General features: G+C 68.4%; 6 protein-coding genes. 2 read left to right on the top strand and 4 right to left on the bottom strand.

Features of this window, described 5'->3' with window-relative positions; translation table 11 throughout:
- Positions 1–14 precede the first annotated feature (14 nt).
- Both SM757_RS11155 and glpD read right to left on the bottom strand, forming a co-directional pair.
- Entirely contained in the window at positions 15–1,097 is a 1,083-nt protein-coding gene (locus SM757_RS11155; RefSeq protein WP_066342519.1) for an ABC transporter ATP-binding protein, read from the bottom strand.
- A 32-nt stretch (positions 1,098–1,129) separates the two neighbouring features.
- Entirely contained in the window at positions 1,130–2,716 is a 1,587-nt protein-coding gene (gene glpD, locus SM757_RS11160) for a glycerol-3-phosphate dehydrogenase (RefSeq protein ID WP_322465526.1), read from the bottom strand.
- Between the two features lie 159 nt (positions 2,717–2,875).
- On the opposite strand from glpD, the gene SM757_RS11165 reads away from it, so the two are divergent.
- Together SM757_RS11165 and glpK are read left to right on the top strand one after the other, a co-directional pair.
- Entirely contained in the window at positions 2,876–3,640 is a 765-nt protein-coding gene (locus tag SM757_RS11165; protein WP_066342521.1) for a DeoR/GlpR family DNA-binding transcription regulator, read from the top strand.
- Between the two features lie 121 nt (positions 3,641–3,761).
- Positions 3,762–5,255, top strand: coding sequence for a glycerol kinase GlpK (glpK, locus tag SM757_RS11170; protein WP_322465527.1), 1,494 nt, complete (start codon positions 3,762–3,764; stop codon positions 5,253–5,255).
- A gap of 22 nt (positions 5,256–5,277) precedes the next feature.
- On the opposite strand, the gene SM757_RS11175 is transcribed toward glpK, so the two are convergent.
- Complete coding sequence (locus SM757_RS11175) at positions 5,278–5,967, bottom strand: response regulator (RefSeq protein ID WP_066342523.1); 690 nt, start codon at positions 5,965–5,967, stop codon at positions 5,278–5,280.
- Positions 5,968–5,997: 30 nt separating this feature from the next.
- Positions 5,998–6,330, bottom strand: coding sequence for a hypothetical protein (locus SM757_RS11180; protein ID WP_238455986.1), 333 nt, complete (start codon positions 6,328–6,330; stop codon positions 5,998–6,000).
- Positions 6,331–6,476 lie beyond the last annotated feature (146 nt).

Raw genomic sequence — 6,476 nt, forward strand, 5'->3', positions numbered from 1 at the left:
CCGGGCGGGGGCGCTCATGCCCGGCCTCCGCGGCGTTGCGCGGCGGCGACCAGCGCCCCGCCCTCGTCGAACACGTGCACCTGCGAAGGGTGCAGGTACAGCGTCAGCGGGCTGCCCAAGGTGAAGTCGTGCACGCCGGTGAGTTGGGCGACGAGCTCGCCCACGGCGGTGCGCACGTGCACGAAGGTGTCGGAGCCGGATATTTCGGCCAGCTCCACGCTGCCGGGCAGGGCCACGTCGCTTGGGCGCTGCGCCACGCGCAGCGCGCTGGCGCGCACGCCCAGGGTGAGCGCGGGCGTGGCGCTGGGCGGCAGCGCCATGGCCAGCAGCGGGCCGCCGCGCAGGCGGGCGCCGCCTTCGGCGCTTTCGGCGCTCAGCAGGTTCATGGGCGGGTCGCTGAAGGCGCGGGCCACGCGCACGGAGCTGGGGGCGTGGAAGACCTCGGCCGTCGGCCCGTACTGAAGGACTTCGCCGGCATCCATCACGGCGGTCCAGCCACCCAGCAGCAGCGCTTCGCCGGGCTCGGTGGTGGCGTAGACCACGGTGGAGTCGCCGGTGGCGAAGAGCTGCGCCAGTTCCTCGCGCAACTCCTCGCGCAGCTTGTAGTCCAGGTTGACCAGGGGCTCGTCCAGCAGCATGAGCGGCGCGTTCTTGGCCAGGGCCCGCGCCAGGGCCACGCGCTGCTGCTGGCCGCCGGAAAGCTCGGCCGGTAGGCGGTTCAAGAACTGCGCGATGTGCAGCTTGTCGGCCAGCGCCTGCACGCGGCGCTTGACGTCGGCGCCGCTGCCGCCGCGCAGCTTCAGCGGCGAGGCGATGTTGTCGAACACCGTCATGGACGGGTAGTTGATGAACTGCTGGTAGACCATGGACACGTTGCGCTCGCGCACGGGCACGCCGGTGACGTCGCTGCCGTCCACCAGCACGCGGCCGGTGCTGGGCTTGTCCAGCCCGGCCATGAGGCGCATGAGGCTGGTCTTGCCGGCCTGCGTGGCGCCCAGCAGCACGGTGACGGCGCCGGGCCGCGGGGCCAGCGTCGTGTCGTACAGCCAGGTCTGCGCGCCGACCTTCTTGGTGATGTGGTCGAGGGTCAGTTGCATGTGACCCTCGGCGGCGTTGGGTTGCGGTCCACTTACTTCTTCTCCGTCCAGCCGGCCCAGCGGGCGACTCGCTCTCGTTCTTCGTTGCTGAAATGCAAGCCCAGCTTGCTGCGGCGCCACAGCACGTCGTCGGCGCTGCGGGCCCACTCCTCGCGCTGCAGGTAGCGCAGTTCGGCTTCGTACAGGCCGGGTGCCACTTCCGCCCCCAGCTCGCTGAGGTGGCGCGCGCCGCCCAGCACGCGGTCCAGGCGGCTGCCGTAGGCACGAGCCAGGCGCTGCGCCAGGCCGGCCGTGAGCCACGGGTAGCGCTGGCACACGACCGAGACGAAACGTTCGAAGTCGATGTCCGGGCGGCGCGGCTCGCCAATCCAGGGGCGCAGGTCGCCGCCGGGCAGGTAGGCGCCTTCGGTCCAGGGCTTGCGGGCCTCGCCCAACATGCGGCCCACGTCGGCGGCGGCGTCCTCGGCGAGCTTGCGGAAGGTGGTGATCTTGCCGCCCCACACGCTCAGCAGCGGCGCGGCCTCGGTGTTGGTTTCCAGCAGGTAGTCGCGCGTGACGGCAGAGGGGTTGCCCGAGGCGTCGTCCAGCAGCGGGCGCACGCCGGCGTAGGTCCACGCCACGTCGGCGGGCGTGATGGGCTGGCGGAAGTAGCGGCTGGCCTGGGCGCAGAGGTAGGCGATCTCGTCCTCGCCGATGCGCGCGTTGCGCGGGTCGCCTTGCAGCTCCTGGTCCGTGGTCCCTATGAGCGTGAAGTCGCCCTCGTAGGGAATGGCGAAGATGATGCGCTTGTCCGGGTTCTGGAAAATGTAGGCGTGGTCGTGGTCCCAGCCCGGCGTGGCGCTGCGCGGCACCACGATGTGGCTGCCCTTGACCAGGCGCAGGCTCTTGGTGGCCAGCGTCTCGCTGCCGGCGGGCCGGGCGTTGGTGCGCAGGAAACTTTCCGCCCAAGGGCCCGCGGCGTTGACCAGGGCGCGGGCGCGCACCTCGCGCTCGCAGCCATCCGCATCGCGCAGTCGCGCCGTCCAGCCTTGCGGGCTGCGCTGCGCCTGCGTGCAGCGGGTGCGGGTGAGCACGGTGGCGCCGTGGTCCACGGCGTCCAGCGCGTTGAGCAGCACCAGCCGGGCGTCGTCCACCCAGCCGTCGGAGTAAATGAAGCCCTGGGTGAACGCCGGCTTGAGCACGGCGCCGGCGGGGTGCCGGCGCAGGTCCACGCCCTCGGAGCCGGGCAGCACCTCGCGGCGGGCCAGGTGGTCGTAGAGGAACAGGCCCACGCGGATCAGCCAGGCCGGGCGCATGCCCGGGTCGTGCGGCATCACGAAGCGCAGCGGCCACATGATGTGCGGGGCGCTCTTGAGCAGCACCTCGCGCTCCTGCAGCGCCTTTCGCACCAAGGCGAACTCGTGGTACTCCAGGTAGCGCAGCCCACCGTGTATGAGCTTGGTGGACGAGGACGAGGTGTGCGAGGCCAGGTCGTCCGCCTCCACCAGCAGCACGCGCCAGCCGCGGCCGGCCAGGTCGCGCGCGATGCCGCAGCCGTTGATGCCGCCGCCCACGACCAGCACGTCGCAGTCGCCGCGGTGGGCGCCGGCGGAGGGGATGGGCGGTACGGCGGCAGGCACGGGGAACTTGCTCCGGGAAAGGAGAAAGCAGCGCGTGGCTGCTTTCGTTGGTGTTCGATTGATGTTCCTTTTTTTCGTTGTAAGCGGAAATTCCGGGAAAACGCGTCATCGTTTACCCGCGAAACTGTTCGTTTTGCCTTCGTTTATGCTCGCGCCCCGATGAATCCGAACCCGCGCCAAACCGAATTGCTTGCCGAAGTGCGCTCCCGTGGCAGCGCGACCGTGGAGGAGCTGGCCGAGCGCTTCGGCGTGACGCTGCAGACGGTGCGGCGCGACGTGAAGCTGATGGCCGCGGCGGGGCTGGTGTCGCGCTTCCATGGCGGCGTGAGGTTGCCGACCTCCACCACCGAGAACCTGGCCTACCGCCAGCGCGAGGCGCTCAATGCGGACGAGAAGCGCCGCATCGCCCGCGCGGTGGCGCAGGCCGTGCCCAACGGCAGCTCCTTGCTGATGAACATCGGCACCACGGTGGAGGCCGTGGCGCGCGAGCTGCTGCAGCACCGCGGGCTGCGCGTGATCACGAACAACCTCAACGTGGCGGCCATCCTGGCCGACAACCCGGAGTGCGAAGTCATCGTTGCCGGCGGGCTGGTTCGGCACAAGGACCGCGGCATCATCGGCGCGGCGGCCGTGGAGCTGATACGGCAGTTCAAGGTGGACATCGGCCTCATCGGCATCTCGGGCATCGAGGCCGACGGCTCGCTGCGCGATTTCGACATCCGCGAGGTGCAGGTGGCGCGGGCCATCATCGAGCAAAGCCGCGAGGTCTGGCTGGTGGCCGACCACGGCAAGTTCAACCGGCCGGCCATGGTGGAGCTGGGCCGCATCGACCAGCTCAGCCTGGTCTTCACCGACAAGCTGCCGCCTGAGCCTTTTCCGTCCCTGCTGGCCGACGCCGGCGTGCAGGTGGAAATTGCCAAATAGGCCGGCGCCAAATAGGTCAGCCGTAAATCAGCAGTACATCAGCGACGACGGGCAAAGAGACAACGGGGCTGGCCGCGGCCCCGCATCACGGCCGACGAACAACACACCACGGGGCTTTTCCATGAGCTACCTGCTGGCCCTGGACCAGGGCACTTCCAGCTCGCGCAGCATCGTCTTCGACGTCGAGGGACGCATCGTCGCGATGGCGCAACGCGAGTTTCGGCAGCTTTATCCGCAGCCCGGCTGGGTGGAGCATGACCCGCGGGAGCTGTGGCAAACGCAGCTCGACACGGCCCGCGAGGCGCTGCAGCGCGCGGGCATCACGGCCGCGCAAGTGAAAGCCATTGGCATCACCAACCAGCGCGAAACCACCGTGGTGTGGAACCGCCGCACCGGCGAGCCGGTGCACGACGCCATCGTGTGGCAGGACCGCCGCGCCGAGCCGCTGTGTGCCTGGTTGCGCGAGCAAGGACATGCCGAGCGCGTGCGCCAGACCACCGGGCTGATCATCGACGCCTACTTCGCCGGCACCAAGATCCACTGGATTCTTCACAACGTACCCGGTGCGCGCGAGGCCGCGCAGCGCGGCGAGCTGGCCTTCGGCACCGTGGACAGCTGGCTGCTGTGGAAGCTCACGGGTGGCCGCGTGCACGCCACGGACGTGAGCAATGCCTCGCGCACCATGCTGTTCGACGTCCGCAGCAATGCGTGGGACGAGGCGCTGCTGAACGTGCTGGACGTGCCCGCCAGCCTGCTGCCCGCGGTGCACCCGAGCAGCCACATGTTCGGCGAGACGGACGCGGCGCTGCTGGGTGCTTCCCTGCCTATTGGCGGCATGGCCGGGGACCAGCAAAGCGCCCTCTTCGGCCAGGCCTGCTTCCAGGCCGGGATGGCCAAGAACACCTATGGCACGGGCTGTTTCATGCTCATGCACACGGGCGGCAGCTTCCAGCCCAGCAGCAACGGGCTGATCGCCACCAGCGCCGCGCAGCCCACCGTGGCGCCGCAATACGCGCAGGAGGGCAGCGTGTTCATAGGCGGCGCGGTGGTGCAGTGGCTGCGCGACGGACTCAAGGCGATCCAGGCCAGCGCGGAGGTGCAGTCGCTGGCGCAGAGCGTGCCGGACTCCGGCGGGGTGATGTTCGTCCCGGCCTTCACCGGCTTGGGCGCGCCCTACTGGAACGCCAACGCGCAGGGTGCCATCGTGGGCCTGACGCGCGGCAGCACGGTGGCGCACATCGCGCGCGCGGCGCTGGAGTCCATTGCCTTCCAGAGCGCTGCGCTGCTGCAGGCCATGAACCGCGACGTGGCCGCCGCCGGCGGCGTGCCGGTGAGCGAGCTGCGCGTGGATGGCGGCGCCTGCGTCAACGATTTGCTGATGCAGTTCCAGTCCGACCTGCTGGGCATCCCGGTGGTGCGCCCGCGCGTGATCGAGACCACCGCGCTGGGCGCGGCTTACCTGGCCGGACTGGCCACGGGCGTGTGGAAGGGCACCGGGGAGCTGGCGCAGCAGTGGCAGGCCGAGCGGCGCTTTCTGCCGACCATGGAGCGCTCGGAAGCGCAGGCGCGCATGGAGCGCTGGGAGCACGCGGTGCGCCAGACCGTGGCGGTCTGACGCGGGCCGCGCACCGTGCCGCTCAGCGCGGCATGGACATGTGCATGGGCATGAGCGGGTTGGGATTGCGGCCGAAGAGGCCCAGGCGTTGGGCTTCCAGCGCGGCCTCGGCGCGGGAGTTCACGTTGAGCTTGCGGTAGATCTGCTTGACGTAGTCGGCGATCGTGTGCCGCGACAGGTGCAACTGCACCGCGATCTCCGGCAAGGTGAAGCCCTTGGCCACGCGCAGCAGCACGTCGCTTTCGCGCTCGCTGAGCTTGACGTGGGGGATGAGGTCCGTCTCCGGCTTGGGCAGCGACGCGAAGTAGGCCATCACGCGGCGCGCGATGGAGGGCGACAGCGGCGGCTCGCCCTGGGTGATGCGCTTGAGCTGCTCGCTCACCAGCTCGCGCGCCTGCTCCTTGAGCACGTAGCCGTAGGCGCCGGCCTGCAGTGCGGGGAAGAGGTGCTCGTCGTCGTCGTGGATGGTCACGACCACCGACTGCGACTGCGGCTGCTGCTCCCGCAGCGCGGTCACCACCTCTATGCCCGACCCGTCGGGCAAACCCAGGTCAATAAGGGCCAGGTCGAAGCTGAAAACGCTCAGCAAACCCTTGGCGTCCTGGACGCGGCTGCTTTCGGAAATGCTGGCCTCGGGGAACAGCTCGGACACCGTGCATTTCAGCCAGGTGCGGATCTGCGGAATGTCTTCCAGTATCAGGATGTTCTGCATGGCAATTTTCCCTCGGTAAAGATTCCGCAATCAACCCTTTTTGCGGCAGTCCACGCTGCACACCTTGGAATTGCGGCCAAGAATTTTCCTGGTGGTCAATTCATCCAGCGTCCTGTGGACGCCGCAGAAGAAGCACGACATCGTCTTGTTTGAATAACCCCCTTGGCCCGGCTTGGCAAACATGGAGCCGGCGGGCTTGCTGTTGTAGTGCAGCCCATCGTCCGCTATTTTGGCCTTGCTGGTTTGAGCCGATGCAGCCATGGTTTCCCTCCCTGGAATATTGGTGTTCGCGTCCGTACTGTTTTTCAGCGGCGGAAATTGAAATAAAACCGGGAAACTGCGAAAGTTGCGGAGAAGAATCATGCAACCATGGTGGGCATGATACGTTCAAACAGGCGGTAGGGCTTATCTGGGTGGGCAGGATATTTATCCTTTTAAGCCTAGGATAAACCTCCGCAATTGTCCTGGGGGAAATATGCCGGGGGCGGCAGGGGAAGCGAAACCCAAAG

Source organism: Azohydromonas lata (assembly GCF_034427735.1).
Lineage (GTDB): Bacteria > Pseudomonadota > Gammaproteobacteria > Burkholderiales > Burkholderiaceae_C > Azohydromonas > Azohydromonas lata.

Excerpts from the sequence above, each read along its gene's own strand:
- SM757_RS11155 (WP_066342519.1), bottom strand. The coding sequence starts at position 1,097 with ATGCAACTGACCCTCGACCACATCACCAAGAAGGTCGGCGCGCAGACC.
- SM757_RS11165 (WP_066342521.1), top strand. The coding sequence starts at position 2,876 with ATGAATCCGAACCCGCGCCAAACCGAATTGCTTGCCGAAGTGCGCTCC.
- glpK (WP_322465527.1), top strand. The coding sequence starts at position 3,762 with ATGAGCTACCTGCTGGCCCTGGACCAGGGCACTTCCAGCTCGCGCAGC.
- SM757_RS11175 (WP_066342523.1), bottom strand. The coding sequence starts at position 5,967 with ATGCAGAACATCCTGATACTGGAAGACATTCCGCAGATCCGCACCTGG.
- SM757_RS11180 (WP_238455986.1), bottom strand. The coding sequence starts at position 6,330 with ATGATTCTTCTCCGCAACTTTCGCAGTTTCCCGGTTTTATTTCAATTT.